This window comes from Thermosynechococcus sp. PP555 (genome assembly GCF_031583225.1).
In the GTDB taxonomy this organism is placed as follows: Bacteria; Cyanobacteriota; Cyanobacteriia; order Thermosynechococcales; family Thermosynechococcaceae; genus Thermosynechococcus.
The window spans coordinates 1,410,797-1,433,432 of the sequence record NZ_CP134168.1 but is presented as its reverse complement, the minus strand read 5'-3'; the positions used below and the strand labels follow the sequence as shown (position 1 = coordinate 1,433,432).

The following is a 22,636-nucleotide window of genomic DNA, read 5'->3' as shown; positions in this document are numbered from 1 at the left end:
AATTGAGGTGCCAACCCATGGAAATTATGCGCATTGTCATCACAGGACCAGTGGGCGCAGGCAAATCCACCTTCATCCGTACCATCAGCGAAATTGAGGTGGTGGATACCGATCGCAAGGCAACGGATGAAATTGCTGCTTTCAAGGAAAAGACAACGGTAGCGATGGATTTTGGGCGGCTGCAGTTTGGTCCTAATGTTGCCCTGCATCTGTATGGCACGCCTGGTCAAGAACGCTTTGACTTTATGTGGGATATTCTTATTCGCAAAGCCCATGCGTTTATCCTACTGGTCAGTTCTCACCGTCCCCAAGATTTTCGAGCGGCACGGCGGATTTTGGCCTTCATGCGCCATCGCACAAAGATTCCAATGCTAGTGGGTCTGAGCCATGCCGATAATCCCAATGCGTGGCCTGCTGAAGAGATCGCGATCGCCCTTGGCTACTTGAGTCCCCACCGTCGCCCACCCATGGTGCCTGTGAATGCTTTAGATCAGTCCTCTGTTGCCGCTGCCATGATGGCACTCATTCAAGCCTATGCCAGTGCCCAATCCTCGCAATTAAACCGCAGTGCTCTAGCCACGTAACTGAACGCAGAATCACTTAACTCACTAGGGGGAATCTATGAAAATCACCGGTTATCTATCAGAGTTTTCGTTGGGGGAAATTTTCCGTTTTCTGGAGCAGGGGCAAAAAACGGGTTGCCTTTCCATTAAGCCCGTGGAAATGGCGGGGATGATGCCGCTGATTCCCCAAATGCAGGAGTACTATATCTTCTTTCGCTTGGGTCAAATTGTAGCCGCAACAACGACCTTGGATCACCAAGGATTGCAACGGCTCATTGAGCAGCGGGGCTGGCTGCGCCCAACTACCATTCAACGCCTCTTACCCTTTTGTTCCCTAACCGGATCCCTTGGACTGTGCTTGAAAACCCAAGGTGCCCTTGAGCCAGAACAGCTGCGGCTATTGTTCAAGCAACAGGTACTGACACCGATTCCTCACCTCTTTAGTCTCAATGAGGGCTGGTTTAAGTTCGATGCCAACCATCCACTGCCTTTTGGCGAAATGACGGGACTGAGTGCCTCACCCATGGAAATTTCCTTGGCGGGTCTACGACTGCTGCGGGATTGGACAGCCCTAATGGACAAGCTGCCCTTGCCGAGTTCAACCATTGCCAGCACGATTGAAGGACAGCCCCCCTACCGCCTCAATCATCATGAGTGGCAAGTGTGGGAGTACGCTAACGGTACCAAAACCCTCCAAGAAATCAGTGAAGCGTTGAACTTACCCATTCTAGAGGTGCAAAAAATTTGTTTTCGCCTAATAGTGGTGGGGATTGCCGAGGAAATTGCTGGCATTGCTGCTCCCGCCGCCAGCCCTAGGGAACAAGAACTCATTGAAACAACAGAAATTAGCTCCTCCTTTCTAGAGGGAATCTTTACGTTTCTGAAAACAAAAACCCACCCGCAATCGGTCTAGGGGGATAAAAAACAATGCAACGCTTCGCGTGGACAGAGCAGCTGCAGACCGGCGTGCCCATGATTGATATACAGCACAAGGAACTCGTCTGTGCTGTCAATGATCTGGCGGATGCCATTGAACAGGGTCGGGGAAGCGCTGCGATTAAACAGCTAATTGCTTTCATGAAGTATTATGCAGAGTGGCACTTCGGGAATGAAGAAGGCTGTGCTGAAAAATACCAGTGCCCCCTAGCAGAAGTTAACCGCTGCGCCCATAAACAGTTCATCGAGATGATTGAAGAGCTGCAGCAGCAGTACCGCGACAGCCAAGCGGATGCGGCGATCGCCACCCGGATCCATGGTAAGTTAGCAGACTGGTTAGTGAATCACATTATGAAAATTGACAAGCAAATTGGGCAGCACATCTGTGCCCATGCTTCAGGCTAGGAGGGCATGAAGAAATACCATCTGGTGGTCAAACCCAATGCAAGAACGTCTTCTGTTTCCGTGAATTCTGACGGCCAGCTAGTGGTGGCGGTGCGTGCCCCAGCTACTGAGGGCAGAGCCAATGAGGAACTCATTGCTGTCTTGGCGGCCTATTTTCAGGTACCCAAGTCCCGTATTCAGCTGATTAAGGGTCATACCAGTCGCTATAAGGTGGTTGAACTCCTCGATTGATGCCCCTTAGACTAAGAGCAAGTGCGGCTCAACATGACCTATGACTCTTGATGTCACCCCAGCCAAATCCTTTGTCCTCAGCGGTGCGCGTCCCCACTACAGTCCCGATCGAGTGGGGCAGGTGGAACATATCTGCTTGGACTTGACCCTAGATTTAGAGACCCAGGCATGCTGGGGACAGTGTCATATCCATCTACGACCATTGCACTCCCAAGTGCGCCAGCTGCGCCTCAATGCCGTGGGGCAACAGATCCAGAGTGTGACTGTGCAGCACCAACCCCAAGCCTTCCACTACGATGGTGAATTTCTGGATATTTCTCTTGATGCGAGCTTGGGGATTCACCCAGATCAGGTGCTGGTGATCACCATTGACTACCGCCTGCAGAAACCCCAGCGGGGATTGTACTTTGTTGCCACTGATCCCCCCCAAGCTTGGACTCAAGGGGAAGATGAGGACTCCCGCTATTGGTTTCCCTGCTTTGATTCTCCTGGGCAGCTGGCGACGTCAGAGGTACGAGCGCGGGTGCGCCAACCCTTACAGGCCATTTCCAATGGGGAATTGCGTGCCTGCTACAGCGAGGGAGAGTGGCAAATCTTTCACTGGTATCAACCCCAGGTCCATCCCACTTATCTGATGACCCTAGCGGTGGGGGATTTTGCGGTTTTTGATGACCAGTGGCAGGGGAAGCCCGTCACCTACTACGTTGCTAAAGATCGCGCTGCTGATGCCCGCCGCACCTTGGGCAAAACGCCAAAGATGATGGACTTTTTCAGCCGTATCTATGGCTATCCCTATCCCTACCCCAAATATGCCCAAGTCTGTGTGGCCGATTTTATCTTTGGCGGTATGGAAAATACCTCGACAACCCTATTGACAGACCGCTGTCTGTTGGATGAGCGAGCCGCCGCTGAAGATTTTCGCAGTGAAAGTTTAGTGGCCCATGAGTTGGCACACCAGTGGTTTGGCGATCTGGTGGTGATCAAGCACTGGTCTCACGCTTGGATCAAGGAGGGCATGGCCTCCTATGCCGAGGTGCTCTGGTTTGAGGAGGAATATGGCGCTGATTTTGCCGCCTATTATCGCCTTGGGGAATTGCGCAACTACCTCAGTGAGGATAGCGATCGCTACCGCCGCCCCATTGTCACCCATGTCTATCGCGAAGCCATTGAACTCTACGATCGCCACCTCTACGAAAAAGGCGCCTGTGTCTATCACATGATCCGCCAGGAACTCGGAGAAGAGTTATTCTGGAAAGCCATTCAAACCTTTGTCCGCACCTACGCCCACCAAGCTGTGGAAACGGTGGATCTGCTGCGGGCGATTGAAATGGCCACTGGGCGCAACCTACTTCCCCTCTTTGACCAATACGTTTTTCGTGGGGGACATCCCGACTTCCATGTGAGCTATCGCTGGGAGGTAGCCGATCAACTAGCCGTTCTTACCGTCAAGCAGCAGCAGGTGACCGATGGGGTCACGCCCCTAGAGCGCAACCTTTTTGATCTGCGGATTCCTGTTGGCATCGGTACGGTGGATGATCAGGGGCAGGTGACGGTCAAAACCATTCTCCTGCGCATTCATGAACCAGAGCACACCTTCTATTTGCCGCTGCCACAGCAGCCCACCTTTGTGAGTTTTGATGCCGGCAACCATACCCTCAAAACCGTTACCCTAGAGTACCCCCTCCCTGAACTCAAAGCCCAACTGCAGTACGACCCCGATGTTTTGGGGCGGGTTCAAGCTGCCATTGCCCTAGGCAAAAAAGGAAACCTAGAAGTTGTGCAAACCTTGGCGGCGGCGCTGCAACGGGAACCCTTTTGGGGAGTGCGGCGTGAAATTGCCAAAGTGCTGGGCACGATTCAACTGGATCAAAGCTTAGAGGCGCTCAAGCTGGCACTAGCCGATGATCACCCCCATGTTCGTGCCGCCGCAGTGGAGGCCATTGCTGGGTTTAAGTCCGCCAAAGCCTACGAACTTCTCAAGCCCATTGCCAAGCACGGCGACCCCAGCTATAGCGTTGAAGCTGCCGCCCTGAAGGGAATTGGTGTGATTGCCGCTGCCAAACCGCAACCGAAACCCAAGCTCGAAAAAGTGCTGAAACGACTGCGGAAGGCTTTGGAAAAACGACAAGGCTGGAATGAGGTGGTACGCTGTGGGGCGATCGCTGGCTTGGGGCAACTCAAGGAGTCTCCAGAGGCGGTGAATTTGGTTCTTGACTACACCGCTATTGATGTCCCGCAACCCCTACGCTTGGCCGCCATTCGTACCCTTGGCACCATTGGCGATCGCCACCATCCCCAACTGAAGCAAATTCTGGAACGGCTAGAGCAACTCAGCCACGAGACCTTTTTCTTTACCCAGATGGCCGTTGTCCAAGCCCTGAGTCAAATTGACCATCCCCAAGTTCTAGGCCTGCTGCAGCAGCTGGGCGATCGCACCACCGACGGCCGTATCAAACGATCAGTTGATGAAGGAATCGCCAAAGTTCAGAAAGCCCTTGGCAGCGATGACCGCCTCAAGACCCTTGAGACCACCCTCAACGAGTTACAAAAGGAAAATCAAACCCTAAAAAGCCGCCTTGAAGAGTTAGAAGCACGCACTAAAGCGACCCAGCAGGACTCAGCGCTAAGTTAGGGATAACGACACCCAGACCCCTGCGGGCATTGGGCAAGCCCAGATGACCCTGCCATGGGATAGGGGCTTTCATCGTTTAAGCCGTGTTCCATCCATAGGAAAAGGGCTGTAGCATAGTAGGAACACAATTAGAGGAGGTTGGGGTGACCAAAAAACGGGTGCTTTCGGGAGTCCAGCCCACAGGTAGCTTGCACTTGGGGAATTATCTCGGAGCCATTCGCAACTGGGTGGCGGGGCAAGCCGAGTATGAAAACTACTTTTGTGTGGTGGATTTACATGCCATTACCGTCCCCCACAATCCCGCAGAACTGGCGGCTAATACCTATACTGTTGCTGCTCTGTACTTGGCCTGTGGCATTGACCCAGCCCACGCCACCATCTTTGTCCAATCCCACGTCAGCGCCCATGCCGAACTCACTTGGTTACTGAACTGCATTACCCCCCTCAACTGGCTGGAGGACATGATTCAATTCAAGGAAAAAGCCGTCAAGCAGGGGGAAAACGTGGCGGCAGGACTACTCGACTATCCTGTGCTCATGGCCGCGGATATTTTGCTCTACGATGCCGATCTAGTTCCTGTGGGGGAAGATCAAAAGCAACACTTGGAACTGACCCGCGATATTGCCGCTCGTGTGAACTACCTCTTTGCCCGCAATCAGCCGCCAATTCTCAAGCTACCGGAACCCTTGATTGCCAAGGCGGGAGCACGGGTGATGAGTCTCACCGACGGCACCAAGAAAATGTCGAAGTCGGATCCCTCGGAACTGAGTCGCATTAACCTTTTGGACTCGCCGGATGAGGTTCGCAAGAAGATCAAGCGCTGCAAAACTGACCCGATTCGTGGCTTGACCTTTGACGATCCCAATCGCCCCGAAGCCAATAACCTGCTGAGTCTCTATCAAGTACTCACGGGAAAAACCAAAGAGGCAGTGGCAGCAGAATGTGCCGATATGGGCTGGGGACAGTTTAAGCCCCTCCTCACCGATGCGGTGATTGCTACCCTAGAACCGATTCAGCAGCGATACCAAGAGATTATGGCAGACCCCAGCTATCTCAAGGATTTGCTCAAAAAAGGCCAAGAACAGGCTGCCCGCGTGGCCAATGCAACCCTAGAGCGGGTAAAACTTGCCTTTGGGTTTACGCTGCCATGAATATCACAAGCGGGTTGAGGCGACTCTGGCGGGGATTTTGGCGGCGATCGCGCCTTGTCAATGACGAACCCCTGAATTGGGTCAGTCTCATTGTCATTATCTTGGTGGATATTTTTATCCTCATTAATGTCTTTAGTGGCCTCAGCGAAATTAGCAATTGGCCTTTGAGTCCCAGTCAAGCCCAGCCCTGTTATGCTCCTTGGCAAGCCTATCGCCAAGACACCGCTAGGGAGCGCGACATTCGTTTTCTAGAGCAGCAGATTAGCCTTGACCCCCCGCTCCAGACCGCTGTGGAGCGCCTACAGGAAAGCAGCAAGGGCAAACTGGGAACCATCTCCGCCATTTGCTTCACCTATGCAGAGTATCAAGATGCCGTCAACCGCCCTACCTATCGGGAGCGACTCCAGCAACGACAGCAGAAACAGGCACAAATTCAAACCCTCGAGGCCACCAATGCCCGCATTCGTCAAGAGTATGACTCGACACTATTAGAGCAGCTTGCGGGGCAACCCCCGGATCAATCGATCAACTTGGTGGAAGCCGCCAAGGCCAAAGCCACCCTTGAGGCCAACAACCGCCAAATTGCCGCTCTCAAAAATGAGATGGCGGCCCTTGAACAGGCGATTCTCCAAGAAGCCGATAGCCAAGCCTTCTTGAAATTTTTAGCCGAGGACGCCACCTTTGCCCAGCTTGAGAACCAATATCAGCGCTCTCAGTTTTGGTATCCCAGTCTCCAATTTGTTTTACAAGCCCTCTTTCTATTACCGCTGATTGCGATCGCCCTAGTGGTGCATCGTTTTGCCGATCGCCACCGCCATGGCCTGCTTGCCCTCATGAGTTGGCACCTACTGGTGATCCTCTTGATTCCTTTGGTGCTGAAGATTTTTGAACTATTGCAGGTGGGAGCCCTCTTTGAGTGGCTGGCTAATGTCATTCTTGCTCTTTTTGGCGGTCTGCTTTTTTTGGTCAGCTACCTCTATATCTTGCTGATTCCAGCGGTCGGGTTTGGCATGATTAAAGTGGCGCAAGCTCTTTTCCTCAATCCACAGCGACAGGCGGCAGGGCGAGTCCAAAAACTCCGCTGTGTCCGTTGTGGCAAACGACTGCGGGATCTCGATCAGCACTGTCCCCACTGTGGTTATTTGCAGTGGATGCCCTGTCCCAATTGTCAGCAGCCCACCTATCGCCACTTACCCTATTGTCGGCATTGCGGTGCATCGACCCGTTCTTCTGGCTAGTCCTTGCTGGGGCGGTTGAGCCAGTCGGCACACTCACGCTGTAGCCCCTGCAATGTCATATTGGGTACCCGCTCAGCAGCAAAAGCCTCGGCCTCAATTGGAATGTCTTCGGGGTTATAGCCACTCTTGCGGTAGAGATCCGCAACGATACCGGGGCTGACGCGAATGCCCACGGGCACCAAGGAATCCAAATCTCGTTTGGCGGCAAAGCAGGCTTGAACGACGTGCCAGCCCTCGTGGCGCAGCGTTTCGATAAAAATTGGCCAATGGGCAAGGGCGCGGGGACGCAAGATCAAGCGATCGCGACTAAAACTATAGGAGCCGTAATTATCATCTTGGCGTTGACGGATATAGAGGGTCGTGCCCGTACGCAAAATGGTGCGAATCAACTGATAGGCTTCCACCTCAGCACTGTTTTGCAGCCGAAAACGGGCAGGATCGCGGCGCGGATAATAAACCAGATCAAAGAGAAGCTGAATATCCTCATCGGAACCGTCAATGGGGATCAAATCCCGCTGGGCGAGACCCGGGGATGGGGAAACTACAAGGGCGATCGCCAGCGTCAATGTCGATAAAGAAACCCGCAGCCAGCTTTGAAGTTGTTTTTGCAGCACAATGATCAACCCCCTGCCTTTGGGGAATGCTGCTCCTAACCTAGCAATTTTGATAGCAGTCTAAACGTGTTCTCTATCACGATCTCACAGCGATCCCCACCCCTTTTCACAGTGACGGGATCACGGTCAGAAAAACCTCAAAACCGCTCTTTGAGGGATGAAGCGCCATCGCTGCTCCAATAGTTTAGAAAAGGGCTGTATGATGGACTTAGGAAGAAGCAACAAATAATATTCCTTGATAAGTTTTTGTATAGTTTGTGATTTTAATGTGTTGAATGATGACTTAGCAATGATTGAGAAACTCCTTGTTTTATCCGCTGTTGATGACTGCCCTTTAGAATCACTAGCGACCCTTGAAGTCGTCGCAGAAGACTCTGCGCAAAAATATCCTCAAAAAAAATGCTTATTGCCATCCATCAACATATTACTGATCGAAAACATCCCCCAATCGGGTGAAATTTTATATCCCCATCTCGCCGAGATTGATTACATTTGCTATCAAGTTCACACCTGTCCGTATTCTCATTTAACCCCCGGGGTGGTTGCTCAGGCCAAGCCCAATCTCCTTGTCCTCATTGCTCAAGGGGATCACGTTCTTAAAGCAGTGCAAACACTCCAGCAACGCTATCCACACTTACCCTTAGTTGTGATTGATTCCAGCGATCGTCCGGATCTGGCCACGCAGATCCTCCACAGTGGTGCTCAGGACTACTTGAGCTTTCAGGAACTCAGCCCCAACTTGCTGGCGCGCAGTATCCGCCATGCCATCGATCGCCATCAGGTGGAACAACAACTTCTGCGCCAAGCCCAGTACGATCGCCTGCTGGTACAAATTACCCAGCACATTCACCAATCCCTTGATCTGGCCACGATTCTCGAAGCTGCCGTCAAGGATGTGCGAGAACTCTTGGGCTGCGATCGCGTGCTCATTTATCGCTTCCTCGAGGATTGGCGCGGCATTATGGACGTTGAAGCGGTGATCCCTCCTTGGTTGTCAGCTCTTGGGGATGTCGTGGGGGATTCCTGCTTTACGGAACGCTATGTAGAGGCCTACAAACGCGGTCGCATTCATGTCGTGCACAATTTAGACACCGCCCCTCTCGTTCCCTGCTATCGCGATTTGCTGGCACACTATCAGGTTAAGGCTAATCTAGTGGTACCGATTATTGTCGAAGGGCGGCTGTGGGGGTTGCTCATCTGTCATCAATGCGCCCATCCCCGCGACTGGCAAGACAGTGAAATTGAACTGATTAAGCAAATTTCGACCCAGTTGGCGATCGCCATCCTGCAAGCAGAACTCTATCAAAAGGCGCAAGCGGAAATTCAAGAGCGCAAAGCAATCGAAGCCCAACTCCTCTACCAAGCCCGCCATGACCGCCTCACCCATTTACCCAATCGCTGGTTCTTTGAGGAACAGTTGCGCCTTACCCTCAGCTATGCAGCCGAGCACCCCAACTACCACTATGCTGTTCTCTGCTTGGATATCGATCGCTTCAAGACCCTCAATGACAGTCTGGGACATGGCACAGGGGATTTATTCCTCCAAGCCTTTGCTCAGCGGCTGACGCGTTGTGTGAGTCCTCAGGACGTAGTGGCACGCCTAGGGGGAGATGAATTTGCGGTCTTGCTCAATGATATTGAGGGGATAGAACATGCCCAAGCCATTGCCCACCAACTGCAGGATCGCCTCAACCATCCCTTTGAAATCGATCACTACACCCTGTACAGCACGGTGAGTATCGGTCTTGTGATGGGTAACCCCCATTACACCAGTAGTGAGGAACTGCTGCGGGATGCTGACATGGCCATGTACCACGCTAAAACCAAGGGACACAATCGCATTGATGTCTTTGATCCTGTGATGCTGCAACAGGTGCGCGATCGCCTGTACTTAGAAGTGGAACTGCGGCAAGCGATTGAACGGGGGGACTTTGTCCTCCACTATCAGCCCATCGTCAAGCTCCGGAGCCAATCTCTCAAAGGTTTTGAGGCACTCCTGCGCTGGCAAAAGGGGGATACGCTGATTTCCCCCAAAGTTTTTATTCCCGTCGCTGAAGAAACGGGGCTGATTTTTGAACTCTCCCGCTGGGTCTTGCACAATGCCTGTGAACAGTTGCAGCAGTGGCAACAGCGTTATCCCAAGCTTCAGTCCGTGGGCTTTACGATGAGCATCAATCTGTCCGCCAATCAATTTTCTTTGCCCACCCTTGTAGCTGAGATTCAACAAACCCTTGAGCATTACCATTTAGCAGGGCACTTTCTAAAGATAGAAATTACTGAAAGTACCTTGATGCAGCACTTAGATTCTGCCCGCGAAATTCTTGCCGAGCTGAAGGCGATGGGGGTGCGCATTAACATTGATGACTTTGGCACTGGGTATTCCTCCCTGAGCTATTTACGCAATCTGCCTCTCGATGGCATTAAAATTGACCGCTCCTTCATTTCCCAAATAGATCGCAGCCAAGAAGATCTAGAGGTCGTTCACACGATTTTGGTGCTGGCGCGCAACCTCCACCTCGATTGCATTGCCGAGGGCATTGAAAACACAACTCAACTGCAACTGTTGCGATCGCTGCGCTGTCCCTCTGGCCAAGGCTATCTTTTTGCCCCACCGCTGACTACGGACAAGGCTGAGGTGTATCTACAGGAACACATCCTTTAACAACACCAGCACCTTCAAGTCAAGTTCAATCGAAAAATGAATAACAAATTGACTTGCCATCATTGCCCAAGGGAAAGAAAACAAAAGTCCGCGCCACCACTAGCAATGGGTGTGCCGATAGGATTTAGGATAGTGGCAGTGCTCTTGGATTTCTCAGATGGCCAGCTTATTTGACCAAAACTTTCGCTATACCGATCGCGCCCGCGCCATCTTCAAAGAACTGCAACGCAACCTCCATCCTATCTATATGGAGCTACTGGAAGAAGGGTTCTTTTCTCGGGAAATTAGCGCCCTCGTCACCAGTGCTGCTGCCCAAACCGAAAATGCCGCTATTGCTGAATGGGAAGAGGCGCGGGGTAGCTCCCCCAATACGGAGGAATCACAGACCACGGCCTAGGGGATGACTTCTCAAGCGCGCATCTTGGAAATTGAGTCCCTGAGTGTCCACTACGGTGGCATTTGCGCTCTGCGCGAGGTGAGTCTGGCCATTGCAGCCGGCGAGTGCATTACCCTTGTGGGTGCCAATGGTGCTGGCAAAACCACCCTGCTGCGTGCCATCTCTAGACTCGTTCCCAGTAAAGGTACCATTCGCTTTGCCGGTCAATCGATTGCAGGGCGATCGCCCCATGAATTAGTGAGCCTGGGCATTGCCCATTGTCCAGAGGGGCGTCAGGTTCTCGCCCGCCAAACCGTACGCGACAATCTTCTTCTCGGTGCCTACTGTCGTCGAGATGAGGCGCAGATTGCACAAGACCTCGAAGAACAACTCAAGCGCTTTCCTAGACTACGGGAGCGGCAATACCAACTGGCGGGAACCCTCAGTGGCGGTGAGCAACAAATGCTGGCGATCGCCCGTGCCCTGATGAGTCGTCCTCGCTTACTGCTCCTTGATGAACCCAGTTTAGGCTTAGCGCCCAATTTAGTACGGGAAATTTTTGCCATCTTGGCACAACTGCGGCAACAGGGGATGACAATGCTACTGGTCGAGCAAAATGCGCACCTAGCCTTACAATTGGGCGATCGCGGTTATGTGCTTGAAGCGGGTCAAGTGACCCTCAGCGGTCGTGCAGCAGATCTCCTGAATGATCCACGGGTTCAGCAAGCCTACCTTGGTTAATGCTATGATGAGAAAGCTGGACGTGTGGCTCAGTGGATAGAGCATCAGATTCCGGTTCTGAGGGTCGGGGGTTCGAATCCCTCCACGTCCGTTAATCAAGCATCAGCATCATGACTGAACCCGTTACCCGTTCCGAATTGAGCCAAGTTTTAGATGCTATCCAAGGGATGCAGGCCGATATGCAGTCAATGCAGGCTGCCATCCAAGCCATGGATAAAAAGCTGGATATTCACATCGCCACGAGTAACGAGAAATTCCAAAGGCTTGAGGACAAAATTGATACTGTCGAGGCCAAACTTGAACAGCGTATCAATGCTGTGGAGGCTAAGCTAGAGCAGCGCATCAACGCCGTCGAAGCCAAACTAGAGCAGCGCATCAATGCTGTCGAAGCTAAGCTGGAACAACAGATGAAGGCTGTGGAGGCCAAACTGGAGCAGCGTATCAATGCTGTCGAAGCTAAGCTGGAGCAACAGATGAATGCTGTGGAGGCCAAACTGGAGCAGCGTATCAATTCCATAGAAGTACAGTTAGGGCAGCGGATTGATACGGTAGAGTCCACCTTGCAGGATATTTCTAAGCGACAAGCGGGCACAGATGCCCGGCTTTGGGGATTCCTAGTGACCTTGTTGGTGGCCACAGTTGGCTTACTGACAACAGTGCTGTTCTTTGATTTGCCCCGCCCCTAGATTCGTTACCCTAAAACTGGCCTTATCATTCTTAGCCAGTATGTTTCTCAACCTCAAAGACATCATTTTGCTGTTGCATCCCATCTTGGCCTGCACATTTGTCTTTCCGGTCATTGGTATCACCACATTCTTTGCTCTGCAAACGCGGCAGCGTCGTCTCAAAGACACCACCATCCCACCCACAGTGGGCACCCTGCATGTCAAATTGGGCAATCTTTTAGCAGCCGGCGTGGTTGGCATCACATTGGTGGCCTTGGCCTATTCAGTGGTGTTTGGATTTCAGGGCTTCTTGATGCAGGCGGAGAATCAGACACTGCAACCGCTCTCTGTTGTCCTCGTGGCACTGATGTTTGTTGTCACCATTGCAGCAACGGCGCTGCTGTATCGTGCTCAATCGAAGCTATGGCGTGCTGTTTTTGCCACCCTCTCAGGGATGGGGGTGACCATTCTAGCTTTTCAACCGGGGGTCTTTCGCCGTGATGACGAGTGGTGGGTTTCCCACTTTTACTTTGGCTTGGCGGCGGTGATGCTGATGATTTTTTCTGTGGCCATTGTGCGGGAGATTTACCAAGATCGATCGCTCAGGTGGCGGCGGATTCACATTGGCTTGAATTCCCTTGCCCTTGTTCTTTTTCTTTTGCAGGGAATTACGGGTACCCGTGACCTCTTGGAAATTCCCTTGAGTTGGCAAGCACCTGTGGTCTATCAGTGCAACTTTGATCCGCGATCGCCCCAATTCAAGACCTGCCCCTAAAAGCGAGTCAGGATATACAGCAGGGTGAAGAGGATAATCCAGATCACATCCACAAAGTGCCAGTAGATCTCTGCCATGGTGACCCCCGTGTGCTTGTGGGCACTGTAATGGCCGGGACGGCGCGATCGCCAGATCACCCCCAAAATCAGCAAAATCCCCACAAAGACATGGAGGCCATGGAAGCCCGTCATCACATAAAAGCAGTTGGCAAAGACATTTGTGCGCAGGCCGTAGCCGAGGGTGAGGTACTCATAAACTTGACCGCCCAAGAACACTGCCCCCATGGCCGCCGTGATCCAGTACCATTGGCGCATGCCGCGAACGTCATCCTTTTTGATGGCAACATCGCCGTAGTGGATGACAAAGCTACTGGAAATAAGGATGATGGTGTTGATGGTGGGCACAAGAAGTTCCACCTCAGTGCCTTCGGGCGGCCATTGCTCATTCATGCCCCGCAGAAGTAAATAGGCCGCAAAGAGGCCACCAAACATTAGGGATTCAGAAATCAAAAAGACCAGCAACCCTAAAACCCGAAAATCAGGGTGCTCATGGGCATGATCAACGGCTATGGCCGTCGCTTGAGAGTCAACAGTACCTTGCATGGCTTGCTCCTAAAGCGTCCTACTCTTCCTCGTCCTCATCCTCATCAGTGCTTTCCTTGCGCTGCTCAATGCCGTAGTCGTAGGGACCTTTGGTGACCACAGGCAGCACTTCCCAGTTTTCAATCAGCGGCGGTGAACTGGTCGTCCACTCTAAGCTGAGACCGCCCCAAGGGTTATCGCCGGCAATTTTGCCCTTATTCCAGCTCCAAATGATGTTAATCAGGAAAGGAATAATTGAGAAAGCTAGGACAAAGGCACCAATCGTACAGATGAGATTAATTGGCTCAAACTGGGGATCATACATGGCCACGCGGCGGGGCATCCCTTTAAGACCCAACTCATGCATCGGCAAAAAGGTCAAGTTCGTGCCAATAAAGGTCAGCACAAAGTGGAGAATCCCTAAGCGCTCATCGAGGAGCCGTCCTGTCATTTTGGGGAACCAGTGGTAAATCCCCGCATAGAGACCAAACACGGAGCCCCCAAAGAGGACATAGTGGAAATGTGCCACCACATAGTAGGTGTCGTGGACGTGAATATCCACGGGGGCAGTCCCCAAGGTCACACCACTGAGGCCACCAAGGACAAACATCGACAGTAGGCCAATGGCAAAGAGCATGGCACTGTTGAGGCGAATCTTGCCCCCCCAGAGGGTGGCGACCCAACTAAAGATTTTTACTCCTGTCGGCACCGCCACAATCAGTGTCGAAATCGTGAAGAACATCCGCATCCAAGGGGGCGTACCACTGGTGAACATATGGTGTACCCAGACAAAGAGACCCACGCAGCAGATGGCCAAACTGGAGTAGGCGATCGCCTGATAGCCAAAGATAGGCTTACGGGCATGAACCGGAATCACCTCAGACATAATGCCAAAGATCGGCAAAATCATCAGGTACACCGCCGGGTGAGAGTAAAACCAGAAAAGGTGCTGGTAAATGACAACGTTCCCACCGGCATCGGGTTTGTAAAACGAGGTGCCAAAGTTAATATCAAACAGCAGCAAAATCAGCCCCGCCGCCAGCACGGGCGTTGACACTAGAGCCAGCAGAGAGGTGGCTAGCATGGCCCAGCAAAAGAGGGGCAATTGATCCCAGCGCATACTAGGCACTTTCATCTTCCAGATGGTAACGATGAAATTCACCGATCCCATGATCGAGGAGGTACCCACAAGGACGATCGCCAGAATCCACATACTCTGGGCAGTAGTGGCCGTGATCGTACTCAAGGGCGGATAGGAGGTCCAACCCGCTTGGGCACCGCCAAACAGGAAACTGGCCAAGAGTAATGCCCCCGCCGGCGGGTTCAGCCAAAAGGCTAAGGCATTCAAGCGGGGAAAGGCCATGTCCCGCGCCCCAATCATCAGGGGCACCAAGTAATTGCCAAAGCCACCAATGGCCGCTGGCACCACCCAAAAGAAAATCATAATGGTGCCGTGGTTGGTCATGAAAGCATTGTAGAGATTGGGATTGAGAAAATCTGAATCTGCCGTTGCCAGCTCCGTGCGCATGGCCACCGCCATCAGTCCGCCAATCAAGTAAAAGATAAAGGCGGTGACCAAATATTGAATGCCAATTACCTTGTGATCAACATTAAAGGTGAAATAGTCGTACCACTTCCACGCCTTGGGATGCTCAGGGAGCGACAAGGGGGTATCTAGCGGCAGTTGTGCTTGCGCCATAACTCTCTCAAGAATGCAACAGTAGGAAGAAAACTAAAGCTTTGACGGAGAATGGTGGTGGGTCATTGCTTCTACTTGCGCCACTAATTGGGGGGTGACGCCCATCTCCTCGACATGGCGATCGCTCAGGGAGGGGATCACGGGAGTCGTTGCGATCGCTTGGTTTTGACTACGCCACGCTTCAAAATCCTCTGGAGTATGCACGATCACCTGCGTGCGCATGGCACCGTGGTAGCCACCACAGAGTTCAGCACAGACGACGGGGTATGTCCCGACCTTGGTAGCCTTAAAGCGCAGTTCAGTGAGCACACCCGGAATCGCATCCTGCTTCAAGCGAAACTGCGGCACCCAAAAGGAATGGATCACATCCCGTGCGGAGAGGTTCAATTGGACATCCTTGCCCACTGGGATATGCAATTCGCCGGAGACAATGCCACTGTCGGGGTAGGTGAAAATCCATGCATACTGCATACCCGCCACATCCACCACTACGTCTGGGGCTTTGCCTTGAACATCGGGGCTGGCACCAATGCCAATTTCAGGGGTTGGCGCTGCTGCTAAAAGGGCAGTTGCATCGCTGGTGGTTTTTGAGGGGGCTTCGGCAACAACCGCCACTGCTGGTTTAGGGGTGTGCATGGAGTGCAGAGCATGATCCCCCGGATTCAGTCCCCCCATGCGCTGGAAAATATCCACGCTGTAGATACCAAGGAAAATCACAATCAGGGCAGGAATGGCCGTCCAGAAGGCCTCTAGGGGTAAGTTGCCCTCTATGGGTAGGCCATCCCCTTCCTCACCGGCACGGCGGCGATAGCGAATCACAAAGAGGATGATCGCACCCTGTACCACCAAAAAGAGAGCGGTACCAATTGTGAGCATAATGTCAAAGAAGTTATCCACCAAGGGAGCCTGCTCAGAGGCCTGTTCCGGCAGGAGGCCATGGTGATGACCAACCCAGAAGCTAATCAGGGTAACAACAATGCCAGCGGTGAGTGTCCAAATTGAAGCGGGTATTTGTTCCATGGTGCCAAAGCGTCCAGAAAATCCCACCCTGATCCTAGGCAGATTCCCCAAGGATGTGGGTTAAAAGAACCTAAAGATTTATGTTGATTTATTCACTATCCTTAAAGCAGCTTGGGGACAGAATCATCTGTTTTTGCGTCCTAGGTTAGAGATAGCCCACCGAAACTGAAGGCTGTGCTGGAGGAAAATAGATGCTGAGTGTGTTGCCTTGGGTTGGCCTCTCATTAGCCACTCTTCAGTACTCGACCCATAGAGTGGATCAAACGCAGGTATATATGGTGGCTGCGCCGATGGCGGATTATCGGGTGGTCATGACAGAACCTGCCCCCAATGGCCAAGATACCTATTTAGAAACGACAGCGGCTTTTGCGCGGCGGACGGGAGCTGTGGCAGCGATGAATACGAATTTCTTCCGCTGGTTAAATGCGAATTCCCTGCGTTCCTTTCAGGACTATCAGAAATGGGTTATGGGGGAATTAAAGCCTGAGGGTATTGACTATGGGGCACTACGGCAGACCTGCTTAAGCGGTCGAGGCACGATTCCAGCGGGGGTTCTCGGAGCCTACATCGTGAATGGTCAGGTGGTGCGTCCCTATGAGGGGGGCTATTTAGCGATTGTGCATTTCCCGGCTCAAGGGGGGATGGAGTTTTACCGAGGCAGCTTACCTGCGCAGCCGTTTCATGTGGTGAGTGGCTCGCAGCAGCTTTTAGAGGGCGGCAGGAAGCTACCTGTGGATGACAGCGATCGCACTTCTCCTAAGGCGATTCTCGGCAGACGGGGCAATGAATATATTTTCGTCGTCAGCGATGGGCGGGGCAATGGTGGTTCGCCGGGGCTCTCCTTTCCACAGCTTCAGGCGTTTTTACTGGAGCAGGGCGTCACTGATGCAACGGCGGTGGATGGTGGCGAATCGACGACGTTGGTGGTGCAGGGACAAGTAAAAAATCATCCCCGCGATCGCTATTGCGAACTGGCGCGTTGGCTACCCGCTCCCACCCTCACGTTTATTCCTCCTAGAGAAGAGGCTCGCGAAGCGGCGATGGCCATGGGGCGATCGCTCAGACCGGTCGGGGCAAATATCGGCTTAGTCCCACGAGAGCAACCCCGAGGCGTCCTTTCCTTTGCGTTTTGGGAACGCCTTCAGCAGCGGCTACTGACGCGACTCCGAGCTTGGCGACACTGGGTCTAATAGCAGCGAAGCCAGATTTTGTTAAAATCCTAGTGTTCACTTTGACCTGCAAGCAACAGCCATGATTCATTCTGCGTACCCTCTACTGTTGACCATTACCCCTTCTCTTAAAGGTTTCTTTATTGGGCTATTGTCCGGCGCGGTGGTGCTGGGTTTAACCTTCGCTGCTTTGATCACCATTAGTCAAATTGATAAAGTGCAGCGTTCTTCATAGGCAGCCAAGCAGCTGGTGGGCTTTGCAATCATCGCTAAAATAGAGTCATGGCCATAGCGCTGTGACTCTGTGTTTTATTTTGCCCCTTCAATCAACCGGTTAAATGACGTATCTTTCCTTTTCCCCCCTCCTTGGTCAAATTGTTAATGTCGGGCTTGGGCCTGCTGGTATTTTGGGCATTGGCCTAGCGGTTGCGGGGGCGCTCCTCTATTTTCTGCGCTCGATTCAGCCAGAGTTAGCGCGAGATCACGATATTTTCTTCGCCGCAGTGGCTCTTCTGTGCGGTGGGATTCTCTTTTTCCAAGGGTGGCGCCTCGATCCAATTCTGCTGTTTGGCCAGTTTCTACTAACAGGCACCGCTGCCTTTTTTGCCTACGAGAGTATTCGGCTACGACGGGTGGCCACTGAGCAGGCGCGGCGAAATACCCCGATTGTGGATGAAGAGCGACCCGTGAGCCGTAGCTACACCTATCGAGCGGAGCTGGAGGAACTCGAGCCCTACGAGGATGAAGAGGAAGAGGAGGAGGATTACCCACCCCTGCGGCGAATTCGGGGTAGTCGTGAGGTGTCGCGATCGCGCTATGAAGACGAGGATGTAGAGGATGCCCCCCCGGTCGGACGTTTACCCTCACGCCGCAGTAGCCCACCCCCTAGCCGCCCCAGTGTTCGGCGTCCCCCTTCAAGGCGTCCGCGACCGACCCCACCACCGGCAGATGAGATTGTCGATGAACCCTATCGTCCACCAACACCGACAACCCGCCGGCCAACCCGCCGACCGCCGCCGCCGATTACGGAAACTGCGGAAGTGAGCGATCGCCCTGTGCGACGGCGACCCCCCCGCCCCCGTCCGGAAGGCACAACGGATGGCAGTGAATATGTGCCCTATCAACCCTTGGATCGTCCTCCCACTGACGAGCAAGATAACTCCGCCAATTTTGATGAATAGACCTTAATGGCAAACGAGTCGCAAAGGCAGTGAATGATGCGTCGCTCTTTTTTGGTTTCAGTTCTTGGCTTGGCAGTGATCTGTGGGGGGATACAGGAGCAGACTTGGGCGGCTCCCCTCGCGCAAGCCACTCCGGCTGCTCTGCCAGAATCGTTGCAATCCCTCCTTAACGGGTTGGATACAGCAGCCAGTCAAAAGAATCTAGAGGCAGTGCTAGCCTTTTATGACCCTGAGTTCAAAACAGGGGACGGCCTCACCCTTGAAATTTTGCGCAAACAACTGCCGACGTTTTGGCAACCCTACCGTGACATCCGCTACCGCACGACGGTGAACCGTTGGCAACAGCAGGGAAATGAGTGGATTCTAGAGATTAGTACAACCATTGAAGGAGCCGGCGGCACGAGCGATCGCCCGCAAAACATTCGTGGCAACCTGCAAGCCACCCAAGTCATCCGCAACGGCAAAATCATCCGCCAAGACATTACCAGCGAAAAAACTACGATCACGATTGGTGCGACACCGCCTACGGTGCAATTCTCCCTCCCCCAAGCCGTGCGTGCGGGTGAAGAATTTAGCCTTGATGCGATTGTGCAAGAACCCATTGGCAATGCTATTCTCCTCGGCGCCGCCAGCGATCAGCCCATCAACGCCCAAACCTACGCCAATCCTAGCCCCGTCAAATTGGAACTCCTCTCTGCGGGCGGGATTTTTAAGGTGGGACGTGCGCCTCAAGAAGCCGGTAATCGCTGGGTCTCTGTGGCCTTAATTCGCGATACGGGCATGGTTCTGATTACACAGCGACTGCGAGTGGAAAAACCATGAGTGAGTCTGAGTCAACCCCCGTAGAGGAACCTGCTGAAAGCCCTGCGGTAACTCTTGAGGTGGAGCAAAGCACACCCATTGTCAGCGGCCTTGCTTTAGAACACTGTGGAGGGCGCTACCGACTCACGTTGCCGGCCGATTTAGACTGGATTGACCTGTGGCCGCAGTTGCAACTTTACCTTGTCGGTCAAGAACACCTCTGGTCAGAGACCTTACCCGTAGATTGTGCCTGCGGACAGCGGCTTTTAGATCAGTCACAGCTTCAACAGTTGGCCGAGGCTCTCAGCGAGCATCAGTTGCGACTGGACAAGATTATTACCGAACGCCGCCAGACGGCGATCGCTGCCGCTACCCTTGGCTACAGTGTCCAGCAGGGGGAACTGCCACCCTTAATTGCAAAAGAGACTGAGGGGGACTCAGACCCCATGGCCAACCCCCTTTACTTGAAAACAACCCTGCGATCAGGCATGGAAATTCACCATGACGCCACTGTGGTGATTGTTGGCGATGTCAATGCAGGAGCCAGTATCATTGCTGCCGGCGATATTATCGTCTGGGGGCGATTACGCGGTATCGCCCACGCCGGTGCCAAGGGCAATCGGGGAGCACGGATTATGACCCTTGAAATGGCAGCCACACAGTTACGGATTGCTGATCTGTTGGCACGTACCCCAGAGCCGCCAAACCCGCCTTATCCAGAGGTGGCCTACGCCACAGACCAAGGGATTCAGATTGCCCCCGCCGATACTTGGGGGCGAGCCTTCGCCGTATCCGAGGCACCTTGAGATAATCTATTCTAGTAAGCCAATTCCTAGGGAGTTCAATGGGGCGCACGATTGTCATTACCTCGGGCAAAGGGGGCGTGGGGAAAACAACCGCCAGTGCCAATATTGGTGTGGCTTTGGCCAAATTGGGGCGATCGGTGGTGCTCATTGACGCCGACTTTGGCTTGCGCAACCTTGACCTACTACTCGGCTTGGAAAATCGCGTGGTTTACACCGCCATTGATGTGCTGACCGGGCAGTGTCGCTTGGATCAAGCCCTTGTGCGCGATAAACGCCTGAATAGGCTGGTGTTGCTGCCCGCAGCCCAAAGCCGCAATAAGGATGCCATTACCCCAGAACAGATGCGACAGTTGGCCTCAGCCCTGAGCAAGCACTATGATTACGTGCTCATTGATTGTCCAGCGGGGATCGAGGCGGGATTTCGCAATGCCATTGCCCCTGCGCAGGAAGCCTTGGTGGTGACCACGCCAGAAATTGCCGCTGTACGGGATGCCGATCGCGTGATTGGCCTGCTGGAGGCCTACCGCATTCGCAATAGCCATCTCATTTTGAATCGCTTACGCCCAGCAATGGTGGCTGCCAACGATATGATGTCCGTCGAAGATGTCCAAGAAATTCTCTCGATTCCCCTGATTGGCATTGTCCCCGAGGATGAGAAGGTGATTGTTTCCACCAACAAAGGGGAACCCTTGGTCTTGGCAGAGTCGCTGTCCCTAGCGGGGCAGGCCTTTATGAATATTGCCCGTCGCTTGGAGGGGGAAAAGGTTGAGTTTCTTGATTTAGAGGCGGCAAGCGGTGGACTCTTTGGTCGCATTCGACGCTTGTTTGGGGCAAAGGGATGATCAGTGAACTTTTAGAGCGGCTGTTTACCCGTACTCCCCCCAGTCGCACCACTGCCAAGGAGCGTTTAAAGTTAGTTCTTGCCCACGATCGCACGGCCCTGACACCGCAAATTTTGGACAATCTGCGGCGCGATATTTTAGAGGTGGTCTCCCGCTATGTGGAGCTAGAAACGGAGGGGCTAGCGGTTTCCCTAGAGTCGGATCAGCGGACAACGGCTTTGATTGCCAATTTACCGATTAAACGGCTGAAACTGTCTCCAGAGGATGTTCCGCCCCCCGAAAATTCGCCAGCAGAGGACGAGGCAGAAGAAAATTGAGTACCGTTGCAGTTGGCATAGCAGCGATCGCCAGCGCCGCGATCCTGGCACAGGCACCTTGGGCGGCTGTTTTAATCGCCCGTTTAGGATCAGGTTGGCGACGACCGACTCCCTTAACCCCCCAGCCCTCCCGCCCAGAGAACTTAGCCAAAGTCTCAATTGTTGTCCCCACCCTCAATGAGGCACAGCGGTTGCAACCCTGTTTAGAGGGCTTAATGCGTCAAGGCTATGAGGTGCGGGAAATTCTGATTGTTGATAGTCATTCCCAAGATGGCACGGCTGAAATCGTGCACGCGGCACAACACCGCGATCCGCGTCTGCGACTGGAGTTTGATCCCCCCTTACCGCCGGGGTGGGTGGGGCGGCCTTGGGCTTTACATACGGGCTTTTGTCGTGCCCATCCCGATAGTGAGTGGATTTTGGGCATTGATGCGGATACCCAACCGCAACCCGGCCTTGTAGCTAGTCTTTTGGCGACAGCAGAGCAGGAGCAACTGGATCTGATTTCTCTCTCGCCTCGCTTTATCCTCAAGACCGGCGGTGAATGGTGGCTGCAACCGGCGTTGCTCTTGACGCTGATCTACCGCTTTGGCGCAGCGCGCGCTGTGGAAACTCAGCCGAAGCGGATTCTGGCCAATGGTCAGTGCCTACTCATTCGGCGATCGCGCCTCGAGGCAATGGGCGGCTACCAAGTTGCCGCTTCCTCCTTTTGTGATGATGTAACGTTAGTGCGGGCGGCAGCAGCTAGGGGAGCACGGGTGGCCTTTCGCGATGGCTCCAAGGTGCTCAAGGTGCGGATGTATGAGGGCATGGCGGAGACATGGCGAGAATGGGGGCGATCGCTGGATCTCAAGGATGCCACCCCAGCCGCCCAGCTCTGGGGCGATGCCTATTTCCTCTGGGCAGTACAGGGATTACCGTTGCCCCTGTTGATTTTGGGCTTGATGGCACTGGCAATGACTACTCCCACCCTTCCTTTAGAGATGGCGACACTGCTCAATGGCTTGCTGGTGCTGATCCGCTGCGGCATGACACTGGCGATCGCCCCTGTCTATGATTGGCAGACGGGTCAAGGGCACTGGCTCTTTTGGCTGTCTCCCCTTGCGGATCCCCTCGCCGCCCTGCGAATTACCCTCTCCTCTTGGCAACGCCCTAAGCAGTGGCGAGGACGCATTTATCCTGCCAAGACTCAGACTTTGGTTTAAGTCTTTATCTTTATGACACTTGCCGT

24 protein-coding genes and 1 tRNA gene are annotated in these 22,636 nt (G+C 53.4%); 21 read left to right on the top strand and 4 right to left on the bottom strand.

Annotation, left to right across the window (positions count from 1 at the left end):
- Window positions 1–17: 17 nt before the first annotated feature.
- The 7 genes from RHH27_RS06930 to RHH27_RS06900 all read left to right on the top strand — a co-directional run bounded on the left by RHH27_RS06930 (window position 18) and on the right by RHH27_RS06900 (window position 7,156).
- Window positions 18–584, top strand: a complete 567-nt coding sequence (locus RHH27_RS06930; RefSeq protein WP_302676372.1) for an ATP/GTP-binding protein — start codon at window positions 18–20, stop codon at window positions 582–584.
- Window positions 585–621: 37 nt separating this feature from the next.
- Complete coding sequence (locus RHH27_RS06925) at window positions 622–1,476, top strand: DUF4388 domain-containing protein (RefSeq protein ID WP_302677879.1); 855 nt, start codon at window positions 622–624, stop codon at window positions 1,474–1,476.
- 14 nt (window positions 1,477–1,490) lie between these two features.
- A complete protein-coding gene (locus RHH27_RS06920) occupies window positions 1,491–1,904 on the top strand; it encodes a hemerythrin family protein (protein ID WP_206199528.1) in 414 nt (137 codons plus the stop codon).
- Window positions 1,905–1,910: 6 nt separating this feature from the next.
- The gene (locus RHH27_RS06915) at window positions 1,911–2,135 is read left to right on the top strand and encodes a DUF167 domain-containing protein (RefSeq protein ID WP_206199527.1); all 225 of its coding nucleotides are present in this window, start codon (window positions 1,911–1,913) and stop codon (window positions 2,133–2,135) included.
- A gap of 40 nt (window positions 2,136–2,175) precedes the next feature.
- On the top strand, window positions 2,176–4,767 hold the full coding sequence (locus RHH27_RS06910; protein ID WP_302677878.1) for a M1 family metallopeptidase: 2,592 nt from the start codon (window positions 2,176–2,178) through the stop codon (window positions 4,765–4,767).
- A 143-nt stretch (window positions 4,768–4,910) separates the two neighbouring features.
- Window positions 4,911–5,918 carry a tryptophan--tRNA ligase gene (gene trpS, locus RHH27_RS06905; RefSeq protein WP_302677877.1) on the top strand — a complete coding sequence of 336 codons (1,008 nt, stop codon included), beginning with the start codon at window positions 4,911–4,913 and terminating at the stop codon, window positions 5,916–5,918.
- On the top strand, window positions 5,915–7,156 hold the full coding sequence (locus RHH27_RS06900; RefSeq protein ID WP_302677876.1) for a zinc ribbon domain-containing protein: 1,242 nt from the start codon (window positions 5,915–5,917) through the stop codon (window positions 7,154–7,156). Before trpS ends, RHH27_RS06900 begins: the two co-directional genes overlap by 4 nt.
- Here RHH27_RS06900 and RHH27_RS06895 read toward each other — a convergent pair.
- On the bottom strand, window positions 7,153–7,770 hold the full coding sequence (locus RHH27_RS06895) for a hypothetical protein (RefSeq protein WP_302676378.1): 618 nt from the start codon (window positions 7,768–7,770) through the stop codon (window positions 7,153–7,155). The genes RHH27_RS06900 and RHH27_RS06895 overlap by 4 nt on opposite strands.
- Window positions 7,771–8,176: 406 nt before the next feature.
- Here RHH27_RS06895 and RHH27_RS06890 point away from each other — a divergent pair, with 406 nt between their 5' ends.
- The 6 genes from RHH27_RS06890 (at window position 8,177) to RHH27_RS06865 (ending at window position 12,989) form a co-directional block, all read left to right on the top strand.
- Window positions 8,177–10,432: a bifunctional diguanylate cyclase/phosphodiesterase gene (locus RHH27_RS06890; protein ID WP_302677874.1), complete on the top strand. Its 2,256-nt coding sequence runs from the start codon at window positions 8,177–8,179 to the stop codon at window positions 10,430–10,432.
- 157 nt (window positions 10,433–10,589) lie between these two features.
- Window positions 10,590–10,829: a hypothetical protein gene (locus tag RHH27_RS06885; protein WP_206199522.1), complete on the top strand. Its 240-nt coding sequence runs from the start codon at window positions 10,590–10,592 to the stop codon at window positions 10,827–10,829.
- Window positions 10,830–10,832: 3 nt separating this feature from the next.
- Entirely contained in the window at window positions 10,833–11,549 is a 717-nt protein-coding gene (locus RHH27_RS06880; protein WP_302677873.1) for an ABC transporter ATP-binding protein, read from the top strand.
- 18 nt (window positions 11,550–11,567) lie between these two features.
- Window positions 11,568–11,640, top strand: a tRNA-Arg gene (locus RHH27_RS06875).
- A 19-nt stretch (window positions 11,641–11,659) separates the two neighbouring features.
- Window positions 11,660–12,235, top strand: coding sequence for an apolipoprotein A1/A4/E family protein (locus RHH27_RS06870; protein ID WP_206199520.1), 576 nt, complete (start codon window positions 11,660–11,662; stop codon window positions 12,233–12,235).
- Window positions 12,236–12,275: 40 nt separating this feature from the next.
- Complete coding sequence (locus RHH27_RS06865; RefSeq protein WP_206199519.1) at window positions 12,276–12,989, top strand: DUF4079 domain-containing protein; 714 nt, start codon at window positions 12,276–12,278, stop codon at window positions 12,987–12,989.
- On the opposite strand, the gene RHH27_RS06860 is transcribed toward RHH27_RS06865, so the two are convergent.
- The 3 genes from RHH27_RS06860 to RHH27_RS06850 are packed head-to-tail and all read right to left on the bottom strand — an operon-like array spanning window position 12,986 to window position 16,289.
- Window positions 12,986–13,591, bottom strand: a complete 606-nt coding sequence (locus RHH27_RS06860; RefSeq protein ID WP_206199518.1) for a heme-copper oxidase subunit III — start codon at window positions 13,589–13,591, stop codon at window positions 12,986–12,988. The genes RHH27_RS06865 and RHH27_RS06860 overlap by 4 nt on opposite strands.
- Window positions 13,592–13,610: 19 nt before the next feature.
- On the bottom strand, window positions 13,611–15,269 hold the full coding sequence (gene ctaD / locus RHH27_RS06855; RefSeq protein ID WP_302676383.1) for a cytochrome c oxidase subunit I: 1,659 nt from the start codon (window positions 15,267–15,269) through the stop codon (window positions 13,611–13,613).
- A gap of 33 nt (window positions 15,270–15,302) precedes the next feature.
- Window positions 15,303–16,289 carry a cytochrome c oxidase subunit II gene (locus RHH27_RS06850; RefSeq protein WP_310744997.1) on the bottom strand — a complete coding sequence of 329 codons (987 nt, stop codon included), beginning with the start codon at window positions 16,287–16,289 and terminating at the stop codon, window positions 15,303–15,305.
- Window positions 16,290–16,480: 191 nt separating this feature from the next.
- Here RHH27_RS06850 and RHH27_RS06845 point away from each other — a divergent pair, with 191 nt between their 5' ends.
- From RHH27_RS06845 to cruG, 8 genes are all read left to right on the top strand, one after another.
- Entirely contained in the window at window positions 16,481–17,479 is a 999-nt protein-coding gene (locus RHH27_RS06845; protein WP_302677871.1) for a phosphodiester glycosidase family protein, read from the top strand.
- Between the two features lie 88 nt (window positions 17,480–17,567).
- Window positions 17,568–17,693: a photosystem II reaction center X protein gene (locus RHH27_RS06840; protein ID WP_190278187.1), complete on the top strand. Its 126-nt coding sequence runs from the start codon at window positions 17,568–17,570 to the stop codon at window positions 17,691–17,693.
- A gap of 103 nt (window positions 17,694–17,796) precedes the next feature.
- Window positions 17,797–18,639: a Ycf66 family protein gene (locus RHH27_RS06835; protein WP_302677870.1), complete on the top strand. Its 843-nt coding sequence runs from the start codon at window positions 17,797–17,799 to the stop codon at window positions 18,637–18,639.
- Window positions 18,640–18,672: 33 nt separating this feature from the next.
- Window positions 18,673–19,461 carry a nuclear transport factor 2 family protein gene (locus tag RHH27_RS06830; protein ID WP_225901512.1) on the top strand — a complete coding sequence of 263 codons (789 nt, stop codon included), beginning with the start codon at window positions 18,673–18,675 and terminating at the stop codon, window positions 19,459–19,461.
- Window positions 19,458–20,246, top strand: coding sequence for a septum site-determining protein MinC (gene minC / locus RHH27_RS06825; protein ID WP_206199513.1), 789 nt, complete (start codon window positions 19,458–19,460; stop codon window positions 20,244–20,246). The genes RHH27_RS06830 and minC overlap by 4 nt, the downstream gene beginning before the upstream one ends.
- Window positions 20,247–20,284: 38 nt before the next feature.
- Entirely contained in the window at window positions 20,285–21,088 is an 804-nt protein-coding gene (minD, locus tag RHH27_RS06820) for a septum site-determining protein MinD (protein ID WP_206199512.1), read from the top strand.
- The gene (gene minE / locus RHH27_RS06815; RefSeq protein WP_206199511.1) at window positions 21,085–21,405 is read left to right on the top strand and encodes a cell division topological specificity factor MinE; all 321 of its coding nucleotides are present in this window, start codon (window positions 21,085–21,087) and stop codon (window positions 21,403–21,405) included. The genes minD and minE overlap by 4 nt, the downstream gene beginning before the upstream one ends.
- Window positions 21,402–22,610: a 2'-O-glycosyltransferase CruG gene (cruG, locus tag RHH27_RS06810; protein WP_302677869.1), complete on the top strand. Its 1,209-nt coding sequence runs from the start codon at window positions 21,402–21,404 to the stop codon at window positions 22,608–22,610. Before minE ends, cruG begins: the two co-directional genes overlap by 4 nt.
- Window positions 22,611–22,636 lie beyond the last annotated feature (26 nt).

Bases quoted from the DNA above. Each gene is read 5' to 3' on its own strand.
- RHH27_RS06865 (WP_206199519.1), top strand. From the start codon at position 12,276: ATGTTTCTCAACCTCAAAGACATCATTTTGCTGTTGCATCCCATCTTG.
- minE (WP_206199511.1), top strand. From the start codon at position 21,085: ATGATCAGTGAACTTTTAGAGCGGCTGTTTACCCGTACTCCCCCCAGT.
- RHH27_RS06830 (WP_225901512.1), top strand. From the start codon at position 18,673: ATGATGCGTCGCTCTTTTTTGGTTTCAGTTCTTGGCTTGGCAGTGATC.
- RHH27_RS06880 (WP_302677873.1), top strand. From the start codon at position 10,833: ATGACTTCTCAAGCGCGCATCTTGGAAATTGAGTCCCTGAGTGTCCAC.
- RHH27_RS06870 (WP_206199520.1), top strand. From the start codon at position 11,660: ATGACTGAACCCGTTACCCGTTCCGAATTGAGCCAAGTTTTAGATGCT.
- RHH27_RS06910 (WP_302677878.1), top strand. From the start codon at position 2,176: ATGACTCTTGATGTCACCCCAGCCAAATCCTTTGTCCTCAGCGGTGCG.
- RHH27_RS06850 (WP_310744997.1), bottom strand. From the start codon at position 16,289: ATGGAACAAATACCCGCTTCAATTTGGACACTCACCGCTGGCATTGTT.
- RHH27_RS06845 (WP_302677871.1), top strand. From the start codon at position 16,481: ATGCTGAGTGTGTTGCCTTGGGTTGGCCTCTCATTAGCCACTCTTCAG.
- RHH27_RS06915 (WP_206199527.1), top strand. From the start codon at position 1,911: ATGAAGAAATACCATCTGGTGGTCAAACCCAATGCAAGAACGTCTTCT.
- RHH27_RS06860 (WP_206199518.1), bottom strand. From the start codon at position 13,591: ATGCAAGGTACTGTTGACTCTCAAGCGACGGCCATAGCCGTTGATCAT.
- RHH27_RS06900 (WP_302677876.1), top strand. From the start codon at position 5,915: ATGAATATCACAAGCGGGTTGAGGCGACTCTGGCGGGGATTTTGGCGG.
- RHH27_RS06885 (WP_206199522.1), top strand. From the start codon at position 10,590: ATGGCCAGCTTATTTGACCAAAACTTTCGCTATACCGATCGCGCCCGC.
- minC (WP_206199513.1), top strand. From the start codon at position 19,458: ATGAGTGAGTCTGAGTCAACCCCCGTAGAGGAACCTGCTGAAAGCCCT.
- RHH27_RS06835 (WP_302677870.1), top strand. From the start codon at position 17,797: ATGACGTATCTTTCCTTTTCCCCCCTCCTTGGTCAAATTGTTAATGTC.
- RHH27_RS06920 (WP_206199528.1), top strand. From the start codon at position 1,491: ATGCAACGCTTCGCGTGGACAGAGCAGCTGCAGACCGGCGTGCCCATG.
- ctaD (WP_302676383.1), bottom strand. From the start codon at position 15,269: ATGGCGCAAGCACAACTGCCGCTAGATACCCCCTTGTCGCTCCCTGAG.
- minD (WP_206199512.1), top strand. From the start codon at position 20,285: ATGGGGCGCACGATTGTCATTACCTCGGGCAAAGGGGGCGTGGGGAAA.
- RHH27_RS06930 (WP_302676372.1), top strand. From the start codon at position 18: ATGGAAATTATGCGCATTGTCATCACAGGACCAGTGGGCGCAGGCAAA.
- RHH27_RS06925 (WP_302677879.1), top strand. From the start codon at position 622: ATGAAAATCACCGGTTATCTATCAGAGTTTTCGTTGGGGGAAATTTTC.